Below are 18,650 nucleotides of genomic sequence, written 5' to 3' on the forward strand. Positions count from 1 at the left end.
CGCCGTGAGTAAGCATAACGATCTTGACGCCCTGATCATCGGTGCCGGCCATAACGGGCTGGTGTGTGCAAACTATCTGGCCAGGGCGGGCCTCAAGGTATTGGTGTTGGAGGCCAGGCCGATTGTGGGTGGCGCCTGTACCAGTGAAGAACTGATACCGGGCGCTATTTTCTCTTCTTGCTCGTACATTCAGATGATGTTTCGACAGGAAGTGGTCGACGACCTGGAACTGAAAAAATATGGCCTCGAGTCAGTGGCTCCGGGCTTGCAGGAAATGGCGCTATGGGATGACGGCGATCGGGTGATGTTCTGGCAGGAGATCGACAAGACCCTGCGTTCGATCGAAGAGCACAACAAGGCCGATGGCGCCAACTTCATGCGTTTCGCCACGCGGCTCAAGCGTTTCGGTGAGCTGACGCATGAGATCCAGCTCAGCGACCCGCCAACTCAACAACGCTTGAAAGCAATCTTTGACGACGCCGGTGAAAGCGCGCTGTACGACGCGTTCATGACGGCTTCGGCCGAGGACCTGCTGAAGGACTACATAGAGTCTGATCGTCTTCGCGGTTTCATGATGTTCATGGGGTTGGTCTCCACGTGGGGAAGTCCAACCACGCCAGGCACTGCTTATGTCTATGGCTATCACGCACTGGGAGAGTTCGAAGGTCAGTTCGGTCGTTATGGCCTGCCGAAAGGCGGGATGGGCATGATCAGTGAATCGCTGGTTAGCGCCTTGCAAGCATTCGGTGGAAGGGTTGAAACGAGTACGACCATCCAGCAGGTGTTGATTGAAGAAGGTAAGGCAGTGGGGGTTCTGCTGGCCTCGGGCGAGCAGATTCGAGCGCCACTAGTCATCTCCGGTGCAGACCCGACTCGCTCTTTGGTGGGGTTGTTACCCGATGGGGCGCTACCAGAGGCGGCGGCAGCCGATGCCAAGGAGATTGATCAGCGCGGCTCCATGGCGCGTATTCACCTGCTGGTGGACGCGCTGCCGGATTATGTCGGCTTTCCGGGCGGCAAGCTGGGGCCCCAGCATCAGGGTTTGAACATTCTCGGCCCATCCCCGGCCCTGTATGAAATGGCCTGGCAAGCACAGCAGCGTGGAGAGTTTCCAGATGACATGGTGGTTGAGGCGCTGATTCCCTCTGTGACCCACCCGGGACTGGTGAGCCAGCCAGGTACGCATACGCTCTCGTTGGGGGTGCAGCAATTGCCATTTGACCTGGCCCATGGCGATTGGGACACACGCAAGGAAGAATGGGCTGACAAGGTGCTGGAGATCTATTTCCGCTATGCACCGAATATGCGCAATCACATTCTCGCTCGCCATGTGATCACCCCACTGGATCTGCATCGCGATTATCACATCACCCGTGGAAACATCTTCCACCAGTCCATGATCGGCCTGGACAACCTCTTCGACAATCGCCCCATCAAAGCGGCCGCGCATTACCGGACGCCGGTTCCCGGTTATTACCTTTGTGGTTCCGGCAGCCATCCCGGCGGCGGTGTCAGTGGTATGCCCGGGCACAACGCGGCGCAACGCATCCTTGCCGACCTGGCCGGGCAAACCGATACGGCAGCGGGGCGAAAGGTGCTCAAGGCGGATAACGGGCTGATTGGCAATTTGTTGAAAACGGATGTCGGGCAACGCCTCGGCTATCAGGTCGCCAGGTCGCGCATTTTTCGAAGCCTGACCGAACGCCTGAGCAAGTGACAGCGATTGTGTACGGCGTGTCTTTCTCTTGATGGGAAGGCGGCATAACCGAATAGGTGGATCACTACATGAAACTTCCAATCTTTACACCGGGCTCGAACGATGGCGGTCGTCGCAAGATGTTCGTCAATGGTCAATGGATCAGCGCCTTTGGCTGGTTCCCGGTGCGTTCTCCCGCGACCGGGGAAATCATCGCCGAGCTTCCGAGCGCCGGTATTGAAGAGGCGATGCTGGCTGCCGATGCCGCCAGTGCCGCCTTCCAGACCTGGCGTCAGACAACCGCTCATCATCGGTGCGCACTGCTGCGTGCCTGGTACAACGCCGTTATCGAACACACCGAGGGCATTGCCCGTACCATCACCATGGAAATGGGCAAGCCGATTCAGGAAGCCCGTGGAGAAGTCGTTTACGCTGCTTCGTTTATCGACTGGTTTGCCGAAGAAGGGCGGCGTGTCGGCGGCGAAAGCATGCCGAGCCAACATGGCGATAAACGGCTGGCGACCCTGCAACAGCCGGTTGGGCCTGTGTATGCCATTACACCGTGGAATTTTCCTGCGGCGATGATCACCCGCAAGTTGGCGCCGGCGCTAGCAGTGGGGTGTACGGCCATTGTCAAACCTCCCGTGCAAGCACCGCTCACAGCCCTGTATTTCGCCAAACTGTGGGAAGACGTCGGGGGCCCTCCTGGAACCTTGCAGGTGATTACCACTGCGGATCCGCGGACGGTGTCTCAGGTGATGTTCGATGATCCGCGTATTCGCAAACTCACCTTTACCGGTAGCACAGAAGTGGGCAAGCGTCTGTACGAACAGTCGGCCAAGACACTCAAAAGGATGTCTCTGGAATTGGGGGGGCATGCGCCGTTCATCATTTTTGAAGATGCCGATCTGGACGCGGCGGTGGATGAGGTCGTGGCTTGCAAATTCCGCAATGCTGGACAGACCTGTGTGTGCACCAATCGCATCTATGTTCATCGCTCGATCGCCAGTCAGTTCGCCGAAAAACTTGCCGTTGCGGTCAATCGGCTCCAGGTGGGCGACCCATTACTAGAGTCCACCCGGATAGGTCCGTTGGTGGATGAACATGCTCGCGACAAAGCGCTCAGCCATATCGCCGATGCGGTGGCCCAAGGTGCTCGAATCATCGCCGGAGGTGTCCGGATGGAAGGTTTCTATGTTCAACCGACCGTGCTCCAGGACGTGACTGCAACGATGTTGATCATGCAGGAGGAAACCTTTGGCCCGGTGGCGCCGCTGATTACGTTCGACAGTGAAGCTGAAGTGGTGGCGGCAGCCAACGCATCGCCATACGGCTTGGCGGCTTATCTGTGGACAAGGAACCTGACCCGAGCGCAACTGGTGGCTGAAGCGTTGGAATACGGAATGATCGGCGTCAACGATGGAGCACCGTCGACCGCACAAGCGCCGTTCGGTGGCAATAAGGACAGCGGACTGGGCAGGGAAGGTGGTCACTGGGGACTTCAAGAGTACCTCGATGTGAAGTTCATATCGACCAAACTTGAGCGTTGTAATTTGGAGTCATAAATACACGTCTTATATGATGAACGTCAGTTCTAAAATATTTGATTTGGGCGCGAACAGTCTGAAGAGATTTTTTGGTTGTCGCGGTACAGGGGTATGACGGACCTACGAACAACGTTTGCACCGATTCATCAATAATAAGGACACTTGTTACTACGAAAAACCAGAAAGTGCCGAGGTGTATATAGGCACGCTGCCAAGTATTGCTTGTTTAACGACTGCCTCGCTTTACCGAAATAAAAAACTCACTACCTACAGGGTTTTAGCGATGTCATACGAATATAGTAATAAACCAGCTACGCTGGACTTAACGGGATCAATACCGGGAAAGACCATGACCCCAAATTCTGATAGCCGAGACCTCGAGCGAGACAGTATCGGCATCATGGGTATCGTGTTCTTTGTGATCGCCGCTGCGGCGCCGCTGACCGTGGTTGTCGCGTTGTTCCCTGTCATCATTGGTTCCGGAAACGGCATAGGCATTGCCGGCGCATTTGTGGCGGTCGCCCTGGTGCTGTTGCTGTTCGCTGTGGGTTACGTGGCGATGAGTAAACACATCACCAACGCCGGGGCGTTCTACGCCTACATCACCAAAGGCATCGGCCGCCCCATGGGACTGGGTTCTGCTTCTTTGGCAATTTTTTCCTATAACGCTATTCAACTTGGCCTGTACGGAGGTATCGGCTATTACCTCAATGAGCTGCTCGGCAAGCAACTTAACGTCCATTTGCCGTGGTGGGTTTACTCCTTCACAGCCATGGCGATGTGCCTGTGGCTGGGGTTACGGCGATTGCATGCAGGCGCCGTGGTGTTGGCGGTCCTGCTCACGCTGGAGACGGCAATCATCCTGATACTGGACCTGGGCATTTTGTTTGGCGATCACTCGGTGCCAGCGAGCCAGTTTTCGTTCGAACCATTCAGCCCTTCCGCGACGTTTTCCGGCGCAATTGGTGTCGCTCTGATGTTCGCCCATGCTTCGTTCATTGGCTTCGAAGGCACGGCCATCTACGGCGAGGAAGCGCGCGATCCCAAACGTACAGTTCCGATTGCCACCTACATCGCGGTGATTTTCATGGGCGTGTTTTATGCGCTGACAGCCTGGTTGATCATTAACGCGATCGGTGCAAACGAAGCGGTGGCAGTGGCCAAAGACCAATCGGGCAATCTGATTTTCTGGGTCAGCGACAAGATACTTGGAGGTTGGGCGACCGAGCTATTTCAGGTGCTGGTGATTACCAGTCTGTTTGCCGCCATCGTGACGTTTCACAGCAACGTTGCTCGATACCTCTACTCTTTGGGGCGCCAGGGTTTGCTCAGCCAGAAGCTGGGCTCGACTCATCCGGTCCAGAAGTCGCCCCATGTGGCGTGTTACGTGCAAACCGCAATGGTGGCCATAGTGGTCGCGATCTTCGCAGTGCTTGGACTGAACCCCTACGACACGCTGTTCACCTGGTTTACCGGTGTCGGTGCGGCCGGAATCATTACCATCCAGTGCATTGCCAGTATTGCGATCTTTGTGTTCTTCCGTCGCTCCAAGGTGGATAAGCGGATATGGCACACCTTCCTCGCTCCCCTGTTAAGCGTCGCAGGTCTCCTACCGTTTCTTTATTTTGCCCTGACCAGCTTCGATGTCTTACTGGGCGTACAAGGCGCACTTGAGGTGTTCTTCATGGCGCTGTTGTTTGGTTCGTTTGCGCTGGGTTTCCTGGGCGCATTCTACTTAAGTGTCCGGTTACCCGAAAAATATGCACGGTTGGAGTCCTCGTTAGGCGATCAAGTCTGACAACTCGGTGGCCTGCCTTTGCCGCTGCTGCGATGAGCGCAGTAGCGGCTAAATTAATGATAACGAACGTAACGCTCTTCACCGCGTTTTGTCATCGCTTAAGTCGATTTAATTCATAGCTATTGTGGTTTGATAATCTAAAGAGGAAGTGTGATGAGCAAGACGTTTCGAATTGCCGCGATTGCCGGCGACGGAATCGGCGTCGAAGTGATGCCTGAGGGTATTAAAGTTGTGCAGAAGGCTGCTGCCAAGCACGGTATTGAGCTTGAATTTCAAAGTTTTGAATGGGCCAGTTGCGATTATTATCTCGCCTGCGGCAAGATGATGCCCGACGACTGGTTTGAGCAACTTAAAGGTTTTGATGCCCTTTATTTTGGTGCTGTTGGTTGGCCGGACAAAGTGCCGGATCATATTTCTCTTTGGGGTTCATTGTTGAAATTTCGCCGGGAGTTCGATCAATACGCGAATATACGCCCGGTGAAGCTGTTCCCTGGTGTGGCATGCCCCTTAGCCAATCGCAAGCCTGGAGATATCGACTTCATCGTTGTCCGGGAAAATACTGAAGGTGAGTATTCTTCAGTGGGAGGCCGGGTCTTTGAAGGTACTGAACATGAATTCGTGCTGCAGGAATCGGTATTCACCCGGCGAGGTGTCGACCGCATCCTCAAATACGCCTTCGACCTCGCCCAGACACGATCACGCAAATATGTGACCGCCGCTACCAAGTCAAATGGCATGGCAATCAGCATGCCGTACTGGGATGAACGTGTTGCGGCGATGGCGGGCAACTACCCCAACATCAAATGGGACAAGCAACATATCGACATCCTGTGTGCCCGCTTTGTCTTGCATCCAGATCGCTTTGATGTAGTGGTGGCGTCCAACCTGTTTGGCGACATCCTCTCTGACCTCGGCCCGGCCTGCACGGGCACCATTGGGATTGCGCCTTCGGCCAACCTCAATCCGGAGCGCAAATTTCCTTCGCTGTTCGAACCCGTCCACGGCTCGGCGCCGGACATTTTCGGCAAGAACATCGCCAACCCCATTGCGATGATTTGGTCGGGTGCGCTGATGCTTGATTTCCTGGGTGATGGTCCGGAGTTCCGTGCTGCGCACGATTCAATCATGCAGGCCATTGAGACGGTCATTGCGCAAGGTCCTAAGACGCGTGATTTGGGCGGACAGGGATCTACCCAAGAGGTAGGTCAAGCGATCGCCGACGCTCTGTAACTCCGCCTGTTAGCAAGTGGTGGTGCTTTCTTCGTTGGACCGCCACTTGCGTTTTGTTTAGGTGTTATCCCCCAGCGTGTGGGAGCAAAGCCAGCAGGACCATGCACTCGAATGACTGACGAATTGTTGTAACTCACGGAGCGTTGACATGTCCATTTCCAGCTTTTCCATAAAGCTTCGCATAACGCTGCTCGCGGGCATTTGTATGTTGGGCGTAGCGGCGATCTTGATAGGTTTCTCAATCTACCGAATCGACGCTATCTCGACATTGAGCAATGAGTCCAGCTCACTCACCATCAAAGAGGGTGCATTGCAGTACATGACCAAGCTGGGCGAGCAGCAAGCTCAAGTTGTGAGTCAACGATTCATCACCAGCCGGGTTTTTGGCGACACGGTCATGCACCAAGTCATCTTCCAGCGTGAACAGGCAAAGCGATTAGGCTCGGACACCAAAACACTGCGTGGTGACCTATTCAAACTCATGCAGCTGCAAGTGGCCGCTAATCAGGACGTACTAGGTCTAGGAGTAGGATTCGAGCCCAATGCGTTGGATGGCGATGACGCTAGTTTTATGAACCAGAAAACCGATGGAGGGAATGAAATAGGTCGTTTCGCTTCCTACGCATCCACGCTTGTTCCGAGCTATACCATGAGCGAAAAGGAAATGGCCGATGATGGAACCCCAGGTACTTTTTGGTACACCTGCGCATTCAAGACCAAACAAGACTGCGTCAGTAACCCCTATGCGTTCACTAATGCCCAAGGCGTCACGACGCTGATGTCGACTGTCTCAGTCCCTTTGATGAGCGGTGACTCCGTGCTCGGCGTTCTCTGCGTAGACTTAAGTTTGGCAAGCCTGCAAGAGCTGGTGGAAAGGTCCAGCCGTGCGCTTTACGGCGGCAATGCACAGGTAAGTTTCATCAGCGCTGACGGGGTTGTCGCCGCTCGAAGTGGTGAGCCCCAAGCGGCGGGGAAGCCTTTGGTAAGCGTAGATCCTGAGCTTGGAAAACAAATCTCGGAGAGTACGAAAGGTGGTACTCCTGGGGTACTTGAGCGTGACGGGAACGTTGTCGTCATCATGCCGTTTTCGCCCATTCCAGGTGCACAGCACTGGAGTATTGTCATTCAGGTTCCAGAGGCGGTACTGCTGGCCTCGGCTCGACAGCTCAAAGAGTCACTGGACAAAGCCAACGAGGATGCGGCAGGGATTCAACTCATGGTGGGAGTTGTGGCGGCATTATCAGGATTGGTGCTGATATGGATGCTTGCTCATAGCATCACGCAGCCGATCCTGCGGGTTGCCGCGATGTTCCAGGATATCGCAAGTGGTGAGGGTGATCTGACGAGGCGGGTAGACTATCAAAGACATGATGAAATCGGGAACTTAACGAGTTGGTTCAACCGGTTTCTTGACAAGCTGCAGCCCATTATTGCTCAAGTGAAATCATCGGTTGATGACACCCGTCGTACTGCTGATCAGGCAGCGGATATTGCTGCGAAAACCAATAGCGGCATGCAGCAACAATTGCTTGAAGTAGACCAGGTCGCAACTGCATCTCAGGAAATGAGTGTGACTTCGCAGGAGGTGGCCCGCAATGCTGCGTTAGCAGCTCAAGCGGTTCGTAATGTTGATATCGCGACCCAGGAGGGTGTGCAGACAATCGACATAACCACTGACTGCATCACACAACTTGCTACGGAAATGCACCAGGCGATGCAACAAGTAGAGGCGCTGGCCAACAATAGCGAGCAGATTGGATCAGTCCTCGAAGTCATTCGCTCTGTTGCGGAGCAAACGAATCTTCTTGCCTTGAACGCTGCGATTGAGGCGGCCAGGGCAGGTGAGTCGGGGAGGGGATTTGCGGTTGTCGCGGATGAGGTGCGTCATTTAGCCAAGCGAACCCAAGAGTCGGTAGGCCAGATTCAGCACGTCATCGAACATCTGCAATCAGGTACTCGAAGCGTGGTTCAGTCGATGCAATACAGCCGCAGCCAGGCCGATAGCAGTGTTGCACAGGTGAAACGTGCTGTGGGAGCGCTTCAAAAAATCAATCAGGGTATCGAGATTATCAGTGAGATGAACATCCAGATTGCCAGTGCGGCGGAAGAGCAGAGCGTCGTTTCGGAGGAAGTGAATCGCAACTTATCCAGCATACGGGAGGTCACGGAGGTTCTGGCGGGCCAATCGAAAGATTCCGCGAGCATCAGTCAATCCTTGAATTTACTCGCGAATCATCAGCAGCAACTTATGGGCGGGTTCCGTACCTGATTCTGAGAAGCTCCTGTATTGATACCTGAATTCACAACATCTACTGCTTAACTCAAGGAATATTTTCTTCCACGCGATTCCGGTGTTTTTGGACTCGGGGGGACTCCAGCCTTACTGACGTTGGCGAGAAACGTCCACCCAAAACCGTCGCCAAAAGCGAAAAAGTGCCTAAATCCACGGAGTGGTTGGAAGGCAAAGCAGCGTATGCCTATGTGTTGACGGATCGGGTGCGAAAAACCGAAAAAGCAGGAAAACTTGAAAGGGCCGGTCGGTGGGTGGAAGATCCGTTTTTGCGATTACAATTTGTGCCGAGATAGCGAATAAATAAAAGAACGATGATCTACTTTAGGACAATTATCTTTGAGACCAACTCAGCGCTATTTTTCGCTTTCAGCTTTTTCATAAGCCGTCCACGGTGAACCTCGACTGTGCGATGTGATATGTCGAATTTACGCCCGATCTCTTTGCATGTGAGCCCATTGACGATATGAACCGCGATCTCCCGCTCTCTAGGCGTGAGGTTGATGGTCGGTCGGACAGCTTGATCAATCCGCTCGAAATGCCAAACCATGAGATGAAAAGGATCCTCGGGCGTCAATGTGTACCCCCTAGCCCTTGCCCAAAAAACCTCACCGCTTTGATGCTGCATAAAGCGCTCATCTGAATACGCACCATTCTTGGCATGCCTTAACCAATTCAGGCTACGATCACCGATGATCTTAAAGTCTGCCTGGGACGGATAAAGCTTCAGTAGAAGCTCACCGAGCAGCTCCTCTCGCTTGAATCCAAAGAGAGTCGCGAATGCGTCATTGAGCTCCAGTATGCACCTATCGCCCGTAATCACCTGAGGCGCAGGAGAGACCTGGAAAGCCATACGCTCGAGGTCCTGTAGCTGTCGGGGTGTTGGGTCAGTCATCGTTCTCCACCCTGAATAGGTGCTCGTCCAAGCGTTATTGACCCTTAGGTTACCAATCCCCGTACGTAGTTGCACGAATAGCGAAAGCTGTCGGCATTGCGGCAATCTAGGTACTCCTTACCAAACGAAGCTGGGAAAACGTCATGGCGGAGCGTGAGATATCGACATTTTTATGCAAAGAAAATTTTCCAGCGCGCTCAAGCTTTTTCCAGATTACCACTTCCGATAATGAGCGCCGTACTTCTATTGGTTGTCAGATTCAGCGATAGTTTAGCCAGTGGGCAGATTTAAGAATTAATAATGATTGGTGCATTACAATAACTAAGAAATATGGCCTGAGGTGTGCAGCATGAATTTTGAAAACAAAACGGCTTTTGTGACTGGCGGCGGTTCGGGCATTGGCGAAGCTACTGCGATTGCGTTGGCGGCCAGTGGTGCTCACGTAGTAGTGGCTGATCTGAACCTGGAGAATGCAACTAAAGTTGCAAGTTCCATTTTGAAGCAAGGTGGCAAGGCTATTGCTGTAGCGATTGATGTGTCGGATGCAAACTCCGTGGATTGCGCATTCGAAACTGCTGAGGAATGGTATGGAGACACGACACACCTTCTAGTCAATAGCGCTGGCATTCTGGGCATTCATGCGTTCATCGATTATCCGGTGGAGCTTTTTAACAAGGTAATGGCTGTGAACGTCACGGGCACTTTTTTATGCTCACAGCGTGCCGGCAAAAGCATGTTAAAGGCGGGGTATGGTCGTATCGTCAACGTTGCGTCGGTGAGCGCGGTACGTGCAGGGATTGGGCGCACCGCTTACGGCACCTCCAAGGCAGCCATGGTCGGGCTCACCAAACAGCTTTCAATGGAGCTAGGCCCCCATGGCATTACAGCGAACGCCATTGCCCCAGGCCCGGTTCTTACTCCCCTGACTGAGGCGAGCTATACACCCGAGACAATTGAGGCGTACACCTCAATGATCCCAGCACGCCGCCTTGGCGTACTTGGCGATATGACTGCGACAATTCTTTTTCTTCTATCTGAAGGTGCCGCCTACATCAACGGCGCCTATTTACCGGTGGATGGAGGGTATCTCGCTAGCGGTGTAAGTAAGACGGGAAAGTTGAGTTGACTCGCTTTGCTCCCTGGGCCCTTGATGGGCCAGGGAGCAGTTAAACTTACGACGTCTGCTTTAAATAATAATAAAATCTAACTAAGTGTGAGATATACGATGTCTGTGCTGATTGCTTTGGCAGCGTTAGGTTTCCTCATGATCATGGCCTACCGGGGCCACAGTGTCATACTGGTAGCCCCCGTGGCGGCCCTCGGTGCTGTTTTCTTTGTCGATCCATCATCCGTCGCACCCATCTTTTCTGGTGTGTTTCTTGAAAAGATGGCGACGTTTCTAAAACTGTATCTGCCGGTGTTTTTGCTGGGTGCTGTATTTGGGAAGGTCATTGAAATATCTGGATTCTCAGAGGCAATTGTAGCTGCAGCCATCCGCTATTTTGGTCGTTCTAAGGCTAATTTTATCGTTGTTGCTGCATGCGCGCTGATGACTTACGGTGGCGTTTCTGTATTCGTTGTGGTTTTTGCTGTATATCCCTTTGCAGCGGAACTTTATCGTCAAAATAATATCCCTAAGCGTCTGATGCCTGGTGCACTAGCCCTGGGTTCATTCTCATTCACTATGGATGCCCTTCCCGGTACGCCGCAAATCCAGAATATAATTCCAACGACTTTCTTTAATACAACCTCTTGGGCGGCTCCAATACTAGGTATATCGGGATCCGTTTTTGTATTGATTGTAGGTTTGATGTATCTGGAGTCCCGACGCAAATCTGCTATGGCCGCTGGTGAAGGTTATGGCGAGGCGCATACTAATGAGCCTGAACGTGTCCAGTCCGCAAATCTACCTAACCCCATTCTGGCGTTGACTTCTTTGCTGGTAGTGGGCGCCGTCAACTACTGTCTCACCGTCTACATTCCGTCTTGGTATAGTGCTCTCTACTCAATAAGTCCAGAGGTGTTTCCAGGGTTGCCGGCGGTTGTGACTGGCAAAATTTCCAGCACAGCCGCCATTTGGGCAGTACAGGGTGCGCTACTTTGCGGCATCTTATTTGTGGTCGCTGTTGCATTTAGGCAGATCCGCGAGCGCTTTGTAGCGGGCGCAAAGCAAGCTGTTTCCGGCGCTTCTATGGCGGCGCTCAATACAGCGTCTGAATACGGCTTCGGTAGCGTCATTGCAATTCTGCCTGGTTTCCTCGTGGTTAGTAGTTCTCTCCAATACCTCCCCGATCCCTTAATAAAGGCTGCTGTTTCGGTAAGTACTCTGGCAGGGATCACAGGATCTGCGTCCGGAGGACTGAGCATTGCACTTGCCGCCATGGGCGATCAACTCATTGCAGCGGCTAACGCTGCAAATATCCCGCTTGAAGTTATGCATCGCGTCGTATCGATGGCCAGCGGCGGCATGGATACGCTACCTCACAATGGTGCGGTGATCACATTGCTTGCCGTCACTGGGCTCACCCATAGACAGTCCTACAAGGAGATATTTGGGATAACCATTATCAAAACCTTTGCAGTGTTCTTTGTGATTGCGATGTTCTATACCACTGGGCTTATTTGAATAGTGTACTACTGCCGGTAGTGTCATTTTTTGGTCATGTCTGCAGTAGTAGATAATTTAGGGCTTATTGGCTGAGGTTTTAGTAACGTATTTCGTAGGCGATCGAACCATAAATATTTTCTACATGATTATCGCCTAATAAAGTAAGGAGAGAATAGATGCAAGCTGAATCGAAAGTCTCACTGGAACTCCCCGAATCTGTTGCCGAACTGGCAAAAAAATTAACATATGTCACTCCGCAAAATGCCCCTTTTGTTCCTGGTCGTCGTGCTTTTTTCAAATATCGCGATCTTGGCTTAACCGTTGCAACCGCCGGTGTAGCTAGGGCGCAGGTCACCTGCGCAACTGATGTAATGGAGCAGACTGGATGGCATTATCACATCTGCGATGTTCATTTTATATACGCACTTCGGGGCTGGATTGAACTTCAGTTTGAAGACGGGCGCACTATCCGCGTTGAAACTGGCGAATCGCTATTTATCCCGCCAGGACTTAAGCACAATGAAACAGCTATCTCATCGGATCTTGAGCTGTTTGAAATGTCAGTGCCTGCAAAAATGGGAACAGTCGCCTGCGAGCGGCCAAGTCACTTGCCAGCAAGTTTCTAGTTCGCCACCAAGCGATCTAGATAGGTGAAAGGCGAAACTTCAATAGTTTTGCTTTGTATGACGGCACAGATGAATTTATTTTGAAAGGGATTAAAAATGAAAAGAAAGGGTTACCTTTTTGCGGAGCTTACAGTCATTGATCCAAGTGTCTTTTACGAAGAGTACATGGCCCGGGTAAAGCCTATACTGGAGAAATTCGAAGCGAAATTCTTAGTTGCAACCGACTCGCCTGAAGTGATTGAAGGGGAGCGTGTTGTGCCACGTGTAATTTTTCTCGAATTTTCGTCTGTCGAGAAGGCTCGAGAATTTTACTACTCCCCAGAGTACGAGGATATCATCGATTTTAGATTTAGATCCTCATCAGTTCACCTGTATATCCTTAATGGACTCGCCGGATAGTATTTCTGATTGCTCAAATGGTTGGACTCCAAGCTGCCTATAATTAACAATGGGTTTTTCTAGGGCTACTACTTTGGGAGTTGGTCGGAGGTCGGAGGTTATTAACGGACAGGCAGGAATATTAAACCCCTCTGTACTCGGTAGAGAGGAAAGCACTGCAATGTCATTACATGAACCGCAGCCTAGCGGTTCATGCTCGCGCACAAAACAAAAACAAGGTGCCAGTGATGTCTTGTTTTTCTCAAAAAGTGGTGTGTGTCTGCTCGTCTCTGTTGGTCGCTCCCTTCGCTTCCGCAAATTTTGTCGACGACTTCAAGGGGAGCCTTGAGCTCAGAAATTTCTATTACAATCGAGACTTTCGAAATGAGGGAGCAACTCAGTCCAAGCGAGATGAATGGGCGCAAGGTTTCATCGTAAATCTTCAGTCGGGTTTTACAGATGGAACGGTGGGCTTCGGTGTTGATGCTCTCGGGTTGCTTGGCGTGAAGTTGGATTCGAACTCGGATAGAACGGGGTCTGGCTTGCTTGCTTTCGATTCCGATCGCAATGTTGAGGATGAGTATGGCAAGTTTGTTGCCACAGTAAAAGCGCGATTAGGTAAAACTGAAATTAGAATAGGTGGTGTGAATCCCCTTATGCCCTTGCTCTGGAGCAACAATAGCAGGCTCTTGCCACAAGTTTTTCGTGGTGGCCTACTAACGGTCAATGACATTGACAGACTCACGGTGACAGCAATACGTATAAATGCTGTTAAACAAAGAAATTCAACTGATTTTGAATCTCTTACGGCTACTGGATATGCTCCTATTGAAGCGGATCACTATAATTATTTGGCCTTGGACTTTAAACCAATATATAATTTAGCGCTAAGTTTGCATGCGGCTGAACTTGAAGATCTTTATCGTACATATTTTGCTGGTATCAAAACTACCCAGCCATTTCTTGAGGGAAGTGTAATAGCAGATGTACGACTTTTTGATTCAGGTGGAAGCGGATCGAATCGGCTTGGCAACGTTGATAATCGGACGTTAAGTAACTATTTTGCTTACAATCTACAGGGTCATACATTTGGTGGCGGTTATCAGAGGGCGTGGGGCGATACGCCATTCGCTTTCGTCAATGGCGCTGATTCTTACCTCTTCGGCGAATCATTGGTAAGTACATTTACCGCGCCAAATGAGCGAGTATGGTTTACTCGTTATGACTATGATTTTGCGGCGTTAGGATTGCCTGGCCTATTGTTCACGACCAAGTATGTCAAAGGGGACGATGTAGATCCAGAGCTACTGAAAACCCGCCAAGCTGCTGCTCTGCGCCTAGCGGGGGAGCAGGGGAAAGAATGGGAGCGGGTGACCGATATTTCATACGCCATCCAAAGTGGGCCTGCCAAAGGCGTGGCGTTCCAATGGCGTAACTCGACGAACCGCTCAACTTATGCGGATAGTGCTAACGAAAATCGCTTCATCATGCGCTACACCTTCAATTTTTGAGTAACCTTCGTAGGTCGTAGGGGCTGATCGCGTTCTTGCGTAGGTCTCTTCCTCCATTTCCAATTGAATAGGCCGGTTAATCCGAAAGATTCCCTGAACTGACCCAAGTTTAGTTGATGCTTCTATGCCTTAATCTGACGCCAATCACCAGTGTCATGAACAACCTGTGTTACTCCGAAAAATGCGAAACTCAAGCGGTCAATCTAGAGACGGAAAAAATCACGTGGCATCCTAGGCAGCTTGATGCACCAACAATCAGTTGTGGGTTTTCCTGAGATGATGAGGGCCGTTCGACGGTTGGGGCGTTTTCGGGCAGACCTGCGCTACTGATACCGTCAGATTGATAAAAGTTTCCGGCTTGCTATGCGCATAATCTAATGGCCTGCGTTGGCGTTCAGTTTTTTGTTCTTGAAACGTTCCAATAATAAGTCCAAAATTGAGTCTTTCTTTGCTTCGGCAAGAAAATAAACCCCTTAGATTTCAATGGGTAGGACACCAGATACGAGTCTCGTTTCCCGCTCCAAGATTCAGAAAAAAGCCACTCAGATGAGTGGCTTTTTTTTGTGCCTGAATTTTATAGGCAGAGGCGCGAGTTCGTTGGTCCCTCAAAGGGTTCTGGCCGGTGGACGCACCTGAAACCCAAACACTCGACGCTGATGTAATCGGGCCGGCGCCTCCAACGCAGGCGCGCTTGGATCATGGCGCCCATATCTGTGCATTACGGGCATCCACTGCCTTGGGCAACAGCCCCGCCGCAAAAAACGCATCGGCGATGTTCTGTTGTTCTTCAAGCTGATCGGCTTTTACCGGCTGGACCTGATAGCTGCGATGGGCATTGGCGGCCTCGACCGTTTCCGCATCCAGATTTCCCCATAAAGGCCCTAGAATCTGAGCCGCATCGCGAGGATGCTTTTTGACCCATTGCCCGGTCTCTTCAAGTTGCTCGTAAACCAGCTTGAGCACTTCGGGATGCGCCTTGGCGTAGGCATTGCCGGTCAGGTAGTAACGTTTGTAGCTCGCCAGCCCGGTTCCGTCAGCCAAGGTGCGTGTCGGCAGTTGACGTTGCACGCCGCTGAGGAAGGGCTCCCAGGTCACCCAGGCGTCGACTTTCCCGTTCTCGAGCGCGGCCCGGCCATCGGCGGGCGTCAGATACGCCGGTTTTATATCGGAGAACTTCAAGCCGGCCTTTTCCAGGGCCGCAATCAACAGATAGTGGGCGCCCGCGGCCTTGGTGACTGCGACTTTCTTGCCCTTCAAATCCGCCAGTCGCTGCAACGGCGAATCCTCGCGCACGACGATGGCTTGGGCTGAAGGCGAGGGCGCTTCCTGAGCGAAGTAAGTCAGCTTGGCTTGAGCGGCCTGGGCAAAGATCGGCACGGTATCGGCCACGTCGGCGCTGACGTCGACATTGCCGACATTCAGTGCTTCCAGCAGTGGCAAGCCGCTGGGGAACTCATGCCAGCTCACGTCGATGTTGGCTTCGGCGAGTGCCTTGTCCAGCTTGCCTTGGGTTTTGAGCAGCGTGATCAGGGTCGACGACTTCTGATAGCCGATGCGCAGGGTTTCCCGCGCCTGGGCCGGGAGCGCAAGGGCCGACAAGAGCAATACAACGACCGCGCCGGCCAGGGCGGGACGACGGAATATCGCCCCTGGGTTCTTGATCAGTCTGGACATGGCATTCTCGACATTGACTAAAGATGGGGTTAACACCCAAGAATCCTATTGTTCTAAAAAACAATTTATAAATACTTTTTGAGTATTAGCTTAAGCGGTTTTTCAGGTGTCAGAGGTCGTAACGCACAGACAGCAAGAGGGTTCGCGGGTCGTTGACGGAGTAGTAGCGGGCGCCGCTGGAGGGCACGTAGCCGACGGCCTGCGGGTAGGCGCGGTCGAGCAGGTTCTTCACCGACAGCGTGGTGGTCCAGTGGCCGTCGCCGGAGATGTAGCGGGTGTTGGCGTTCCAGAAGGTCTGCTGGGGGATTTCCTGGACGTCATCGTTCAACGCGTTGGCGTAGGACTTGGTCTGGAACTGGGCATCGGTGCCGGCCAGCCAGGTGCCGGGCAGACCGGCCGGGATGGTGTAGTTCAGGCCGACGCTGGTGTTCCAGCGCGGCGAGTACACCAGTTGCTTGCCGTTGGCATCGGCCCCGGCGCCACTGGCGTTTTCGAAGTCGTCATACTGGCTTTGCAGGTAACCGAGGTTGAAGGTTAGTTGCAGGTCGTTGGTCAGTGCGCTGAGGGTCTCCAGTTCGACGCCGTAGGTGTGCGCCTGGCCGACGTTGGTCCGCAGGCTCACGCCCAACGCGGGATCGTAGGCGTTGGTCTGCAGGTCCTTGTAGTCGTTGTAGAACAGCGCGAGGTTGGCGCGCAGGCGGCGGTTGAAGAAGTCGCCTTTGAAGCCGGTTTCCCAGGTGGTCACGTCTTCCGGAGAGAACGCCTGCTCGGCGGCGGCCTGGGTGGGCGCGCGGTTGTCGTAGCCGCCGGCCTTGAAGCCTTTGGCGACGTAGGCGTACTGATTCAGATGTGGCGTCCAGGCGTATTCGAAACCGAGCTTCGGGCTGGTGGACTGCCAGGATTTGCTCGAGTCTGCCGTGAAGTTGGTGCCGGTGATCTGGCGGTTGGTGGTGACGGCGTAGTTGGTGTAGTCGAAATTCTTGTGTTCGCGAGTAAACCGTAGCCCGGCGATCAATGACAGTTGCTGCGTGACCTTGTAGCTGCCCTGGCCATACAGCGCGTAGCTTTCGGTATCGGTCGTACTGTACTGGCCCTGGCCGATCACTTGGTTGCGGGCAATCGAGTAGGTCAGGCTGTCACGCTCGGCGTCGAATTTTTCGCGGTACACGTACAGGCCGGTGCTGAAACTGAAATCCTCATAGTCGCCGTTGAGCTGGAACTCCTGGGTGGCGTAGTCCTGCTTGTAGGTGATCAGGCTGTTCTGGATCAGGGCCGCCTGGCCCGAGTTGTCATAGTCCACCGGCTGGTTGAACGCGGAGTAGGCGGTCACCGACTTGAAATTCAGGTGGTCATCAATGCTGTAGATCGCCCGCAGCACCGAGCTGCCCTGGTCGAGACGGTTTTTTGGATTGAGGCTGCTGTAGCTCTTGAACTTGTCGAAGTGGCCGTCGGCGTCGAAGGGGGTATAGCTGGTGGTGTCACCGCGGTCGAAGGTGCCGGCCAGGGTCAGTTGTACATCCCAGGGCGAATCGATGGGGTTGAAACGCAGCTTGCCGCGGTACGACTGAAGGTCGACGTTGTTCACATCCTCGCCGCGCGTGGGGTTGGAAACCGTGCCGTCGCGGGTTAGGCGAATCGCCGAGAAACTGCCGAACAAGGTGTTGTCCACCAGTGGGCCGCTGATCAACAGGCGACCGTTCTGGGCGTTGTAGTTGCCGGCGCCGAGTTCGAAGAAGCCACGAGTTTCCTGGGTCGGGTCGCGGGTGATCACGCGGATCGCGCCGGCGCTGCTGTTGCGCCCGTAAAGCGTGCCTTGCGGTCCCCGCAGGACTTCGACGCGCTCGACATCGTTGAAGTCGAGCATCGAGGAAATCGCCCGGGGGATGTACAGGTCATCGGCGTAGACCGCCACGGCCGCTTCCTGGATCGGATCGGTTTCGCCGATGCCGCGAATACCGTAGGTCTGGGCGCTGTAGGAGATCGACTGGCGGCTGAGGGTCAGGTTCGGCACTTGTCCCGAGAGATCGCGAATGCTCTTGATCTGCTTGTCTTCCAAAGCATTTTCGTCGAACGCGGAGATCGCCAGCGGCGCTTTCTGCAAGTCCTCGCTGTGATGTTCTGCCGTGACGGTGACGACGGGGAGGGCACCCTCCCTGGCGTCGTCTTCGGCGTGGGCCGATAACCCGAACAGAGCCAGCGATACGGCCAGCGTCAGGCGGTTGGAAGTGAAGGTGTCGTACATGGTGAGCCCCAGATGTGTAGATGCTGCGTTGGCGTTGATTTTTTCCGGGCAAAGCGTTGCCACGGCCATGGCTTGAAAGGCATGGCGGCGTTGGCTTGGGCCGGTTTCAGGTTTGGGTGCGGCAGTTGACCGGGAGTGGTGTCGGCCGGAAAAAC

Annotated in this window: 12 protein-coding genes and 2 pseudogenes; 11 read left to right on the plus strand and 3 right to left on the minus strand. The window is 53.3% G+C overall.

Annotated features, from left to right (window positions below):
• Nucleotides 1-4 precede the first annotated feature (4 nt).
• From Q7C33_RS06945 to Q7C33_RS06970, 6 genes and pseudogenes are all read left to right on the plus strand, one after another.
• The gene (locus Q7C33_RS06945; RefSeq protein WP_217859821.1) at nt 5-1,717 is read left to right on the plus strand and encodes a phytoene desaturase family protein; all 1,713 of its coding nucleotides are present in this window, start codon (nt 5-7) and stop codon (nt 1,715-1,717) included.
• 68 nt (nt 1,718-1,785) lie between these two features.
• Entirely contained in the window at nt 1,786-3,261 is a 1,476-nt protein-coding gene (locus Q7C33_RS06950; protein WP_407683052.1) for an NAD-dependent succinate-semialdehyde dehydrogenase, read from the plus strand.
• 331 nt (nt 3,262-3,592) lie between these two features.
• Nucleotides 3,593-5,041, plus strand: a complete 1,449-nt coding sequence (locus Q7C33_RS06955) for an APC family permease (protein WP_207962453.1) — start codon at nt 3,593-3,595, stop codon at nt 5,039-5,041.
• 153 nt (nt 5,042-5,194) lie between these two features.
• A complete protein-coding gene (locus Q7C33_RS06960) occupies nt 5,195-6,271 on the plus strand; it encodes a tartrate dehydrogenase (RefSeq protein WP_217859820.1) in 1,077 nt (358 codons plus the stop codon).
• A 481-nt stretch (nt 6,272-6,752) separates the two neighbouring features.
• Nucleotides 6,753-7,682 (plus strand): annotated as a pseudogene (locus Q7C33_RS06965) (PDC sensor domain-containing protein); the annotation flags it as partial.
• Nucleotides 7,683-8,015: 333 nt separating this feature from the next.
• Nucleotides 8,016-8,540: pseudogene (locus Q7C33_RS06970) on the plus strand (methyl-accepting chemotaxis protein); the annotation flags it as partial.
• Between the two features lie 340 nt (nt 8,541-8,880).
• Here Q7C33_RS06970 and Q7C33_RS06975 read toward each other — a convergent pair.
• Nucleotides 8,881-9,456 (minus strand): response regulator transcription factor, encoded by a 576-nt coding sequence (locus Q7C33_RS06975; protein WP_405045662.1) that lies wholly within the window; start codon nt 9,454-9,456, stop codon nt 8,881-8,883.
• Between the two features lie 349 nt (nt 9,457-9,805).
• Between Q7C33_RS06975 and Q7C33_RS06980 the strand changes: the two genes are divergently transcribed.
• From Q7C33_RS06980 to Q7C33_RS07000, 5 genes are all read left to right on the plus strand, one after another.
• Nucleotides 9,806-10,582, plus strand: a complete 777-nt coding sequence (locus tag Q7C33_RS06980; RefSeq protein WP_407683053.1) for an SDR family NAD(P)-dependent oxidoreductase — start codon at nt 9,806-9,808, stop codon at nt 10,580-10,582.
• A gap of 99 nt (nt 10,583-10,681) precedes the next feature.
• Nucleotides 10,682-12,082, plus strand: a complete 1,401-nt coding sequence (locus tag Q7C33_RS06985; RefSeq protein WP_310360219.1) for a GntP family permease — start codon at nt 10,682-10,684, stop codon at nt 12,080-12,082.
• Between the two features lie 158 nt (nt 12,083-12,240).
• Nucleotides 12,241-12,690 (plus strand): cupin domain-containing protein, encoded by a 450-nt coding sequence (locus tag Q7C33_RS06990; protein WP_082097877.1) that lies wholly within the window; start codon nt 12,241-12,243, stop codon nt 12,688-12,690.
• Between the two features lie 96 nt (nt 12,691-12,786).
• Entirely contained in the window at nt 12,787-13,089 is a 303-nt protein-coding gene (locus Q7C33_RS06995) for a DUF1330 domain-containing protein (protein WP_046061870.1), read from the plus strand.
• A gap of 227 nt (nt 13,090-13,316) precedes the next feature.
• Complete coding sequence (locus Q7C33_RS07000) at nt 13,317-14,579, plus strand: OprD family porin (protein ID WP_405045664.1); 1,263 nt, start codon at nt 13,317-13,319, stop codon at nt 14,577-14,579.
• A 696-nt stretch (nt 14,580-15,275) separates the two neighbouring features.
• Here Q7C33_RS07000 and Q7C33_RS07005 read toward each other — a convergent pair.
• Complete coding sequence (locus tag Q7C33_RS07005) at nt 15,276-16,253, minus strand: aliphatic sulfonate ABC transporter substrate-binding protein (protein ID WP_407683054.1); 978 nt, start codon at nt 16,251-16,253, stop codon at nt 15,276-15,278.
• A 109-nt stretch (nt 16,254-16,362) separates the two neighbouring features.
• The gene (locus tag Q7C33_RS07010; RefSeq protein WP_407683055.1) at nt 16,363-18,495 is read right to left on the minus strand and encodes a TonB-dependent receptor; all 2,133 of its coding nucleotides are present in this window, start codon (nt 18,493-18,495) and stop codon (nt 16,363-16,365) included.
• Between the last annotated feature and the right edge of the window lie 155 nt (nt 18,496-18,650).

The organism is Pseudomonas sp. BP11-1-1 (assembly GCF_052112105.1).
GTDB lineage: Bacteria > Pseudomonadota > Gammaproteobacteria > Pseudomonadales > Pseudomonadaceae > Aquipseudomonas > Aquipseudomonas alvandae.

Excerpts from the sequence above, each read along its gene's own strand:
- Q7C33_RS06950 (WP_407683052.1), top strand. The coding sequence starts at position 1,786 with ATGAAACTTCCAATCTTTACACCGGGCTCGAACGATGGCGGTCGTCGC.
- Q7C33_RS06955 (WP_207962453.1), top strand. The coding sequence starts at position 3,593 with ATGACCCCAAATTCTGATAGCCGAGACCTCGAGCGAGACAGTATCGGC.
- Q7C33_RS06960 (WP_217859820.1), top strand. The coding sequence starts at position 5,195 with ATGAGCAAGACGTTTCGAATTGCCGCGATTGCCGGCGACGGAATCGGC.
- Q7C33_RS06975 (WP_405045662.1), bottom strand. The coding sequence starts at position 9,456 with ATGACTGACCCAACACCCCGACAGCTACAGGACCTCGAGCGTATGGCT.
- Q7C33_RS06980 (WP_407683053.1), top strand. The coding sequence starts at position 9,806 with ATGAATTTTGAAAACAAAACGGCTTTTGTGACTGGCGGCGGTTCGGGC.
- Q7C33_RS06985 (WP_310360219.1), top strand. The coding sequence starts at position 10,682 with ATGTCTGTGCTGATTGCTTTGGCAGCGTTAGGTTTCCTCATGATCATG.
- Q7C33_RS06990 (WP_082097877.1), top strand. The coding sequence starts at position 12,241 with ATGCAAGCTGAATCGAAAGTCTCACTGGAACTCCCCGAATCTGTTGCC.
- Q7C33_RS06995 (WP_046061870.1), top strand. The coding sequence starts at position 12,787 with ATGAAAAGAAAGGGTTACCTTTTTGCGGAGCTTACAGTCATTGATCCA.
- Q7C33_RS07000 (WP_405045664.1), top strand. The coding sequence starts at position 13,317 with ATGTCTTGTTTTTCTCAAAAAGTGGTGTGTGTCTGCTCGTCTCTGTTG.
- Q7C33_RS07005 (WP_407683054.1), bottom strand. The coding sequence starts at position 16,253 with ATGTCCAGACTGATCAAGAACCCAGGGGCGATATTCCGTCGTCCCGCC.
- Q7C33_RS07010 (WP_407683055.1), bottom strand. The coding sequence starts at position 18,495 with ATGTACGACACCTTCACTTCCAACCGCCTGACGCTGGCCGTATCGCTG.